This window comes from Clostridium punense (genome assembly GCF_017874425.1).
Classification (GTDB): Bacteria; Bacillota; Clostridia; order Clostridiales; family Clostridiaceae; genus Clostridium_J; species Clostridium_J punense.
On the sequence record NZ_JAGGLL010000086.1, the window covers coordinates 1 to 1,984 of the forward strand.

The following is a 1,984-nucleotide window of genomic DNA, read 5'->3' on the forward strand; positions in this document are numbered from 1 at the left end:
ACAAAAGCGCAAAATTAATGATAGGGCTTTAGAGGTAATTAATTCCTTAATTCACTTAGATGAAGTAAGTTAATTTTGTTGTAAAGTGGTGTAATTAAATATATAACTAAGTTTTATTTTATCTCCGATTTTTGGCTTCACTTCATATTTATCTAAAGTCCATTTTTCTAAAGCTATTTCTGAATCTTCTTTAGGATATCTTCCTTCTTCCAGCTTAAAATCTAAAAGTTCTGTATCCACACTATCATAACCACTTAATTCAATTTTAAAATCATCAGCTATTTCAGCATATCCCATGATTATGCTTGTGCCAAATTTATCTATAGAAGGTTCTTTTTTTAGTGTTTCTATACTTTTGGGATTTCCTGCTTCAAAACAAGAAGCATAGTAATGTCCCCCACCCTGATTTTTAGCATTTTCAATTTTTTGAGCTTTGTAATTTGATAATGTCAAATTTAAACTTGTTATTAGCATGGATGCAAGCATTATGCTAATGGATATAAATATAGTTCTCTTTTTATTCTTTATCAAACTTCTAGGTATAAGTTCCCAAAAAAACTTCATTTTCCCCACTCCACTTATTATATATATATTTATTCTTCTTCCAATTTTGTTATTAAACAATAGTCTATAGGATTAGCCTTATATTCATGATCAAGAATTGAATATAAGAAGGAATCTCTCCATTTTCCCTTTTGTAACTTATGCTCTCTTAATCGACCCTCTTTAATCATTCCTACTTTTTCCATAACTTTACCTGACCCTATATTCTCCGGATGGCATGTCCCATAAATTCTGTGAACCTTTAGTTTGTCAAATCCAAAATTAATCACTGCATTAGCTGCTTCACTGCCATAACCCTTACCCCAAAACTCATCATCAAAACAATATCCAATAAACCCTTCTTTGTTATTAATACTTGTAATATGAATTCCACAGCCACCTATTAGTGTATTATTTTCCTTTAACACTACAGCAAATTCATAATCACATCTTGGGTTTTGATTCTTATAATTCATAACCTTTTCTATAAAAGATTTAGTGTCTACTTCATTGTTTGGTCCGAAAGGTAAATACTTTGTTACTTCTGCCTTTGAAGCATAGGTGTGAATTGATTTAAAGTCTGCTTCATTAACTTCTCTTATTATTAATCTACTAGTTTCTATATAGTCTAAAATCATTTATTTCCACCTACCCATTTTTCTCTTTTAATAAGTTATCTAATCCAAGAATATTAGCTAAATCAAATAAAGAACTTATTTTAAAGTCCGTATGAAAGTTAAATTCTATACTATTGGTATTGAACAAGCAGGTTTTAGCCTTAGAGTTTTTCCCACCTAATATATCGCATTCCCTATCTCCAACTACTAATACCTCTTCACAGTTTAAATTATACTTATCAATGAGATAAATAAATCCTTCTGGATCTGGTTTTCTTTTAAAACAATTCTTTCTTGTAACTACTTCCTCAAAATATTCACTCATTCCGTGATATTTTAGATAGTTAAAGGTTGTGTCTCCTCTATGGGTTAACAAAAAATTTTTCCTACCACTTTTCTGAAACTCATAACATATTTCTTTAGCATATGAGAATGGCATAATGTCACTAGGCTGAAGATTGTGTTCATAATGAACATACCTCTGGGCAAAGTCATCATTTAGCTTATATTTTTCTTTAAAGTGGTTAATAGCTTCTGTTACAGAAATCTTCATATACTTAAGTATTTCATCTTCCTCTGCTTCTACTCCACTATCCTTTAGGCCTTTTTTAAAAGCCTGAACCATTGCAGGATATGTATCAAATAATGTGCCATCAAAATCCCAAATAATGCTTTTAATCAAAATAGTCCCCCCCGCCCTTTAATTCTTTAATAATTTTATCTTCAATCTTTATCCCCCTACCTCAATAATTTTAATTTATCTTTTATTTACTTCTATTTTCATAGAATTTTATTATTTATAAACAAGTAGTTTAAGATGAATA

General features: G+C 29.7%; 3 protein-coding genes. All 3 read right to left on the minus strand.

Annotated elements, in window-relative coordinates; all coding sequences use genetic code 11:
- Nucleotides 1–69: 69 nt before the first annotated feature.
- The 3 genes from J2Z44_RS21315 to J2Z44_RS21325 are packed head-to-tail and all read right to left on the minus strand — an operon-like array spanning nucleotide 70 to nucleotide 1,842.
- A complete protein-coding gene (locus tag J2Z44_RS21315; protein WP_021283043.1) occupies nucleotides 70–564 on the minus strand; it encodes a hypothetical protein in 495 nt (164 codons plus the stop codon).
- A gap of 29 nt (nucleotides 565–593) precedes the next feature.
- Nucleotides 594–1,181 carry a GNAT family N-acetyltransferase gene (locus tag J2Z44_RS21320; protein ID WP_021283042.1) on the minus strand — a complete coding sequence of 196 codons (588 nt, stop codon included), beginning with the start codon at nucleotides 1,179–1,181 and terminating at the stop codon, nucleotides 594–596.
- 10 nt (nucleotides 1,182–1,191) lie between these two features.
- Complete coding sequence (locus tag J2Z44_RS21325; RefSeq protein ID WP_021283041.1) at nucleotides 1,192–1,842, minus strand: HAD-IA family hydrolase; 651 nt, start codon at nucleotides 1,840–1,842, stop codon at nucleotides 1,192–1,194.
- Between the last annotated feature and the right edge of the window lie 142 nt (nucleotides 1,843–1,984).

What these genes read in the sequence shown, in the direction of transcription:
- J2Z44_RS21320 (WP_021283042.1), bottom strand. Translation starts at nt 1,181, where the DNA reads ATGATTTTAGACTATATAGAAACTAGTAGATTAATAATAAGAGAAGTT.
- J2Z44_RS21315 (WP_021283043.1), bottom strand. Translation starts at nt 564, where the DNA reads ATGAAGTTTTTTTGGGAACTTATACCTAGAAGTTTGATAAAGAATAAA.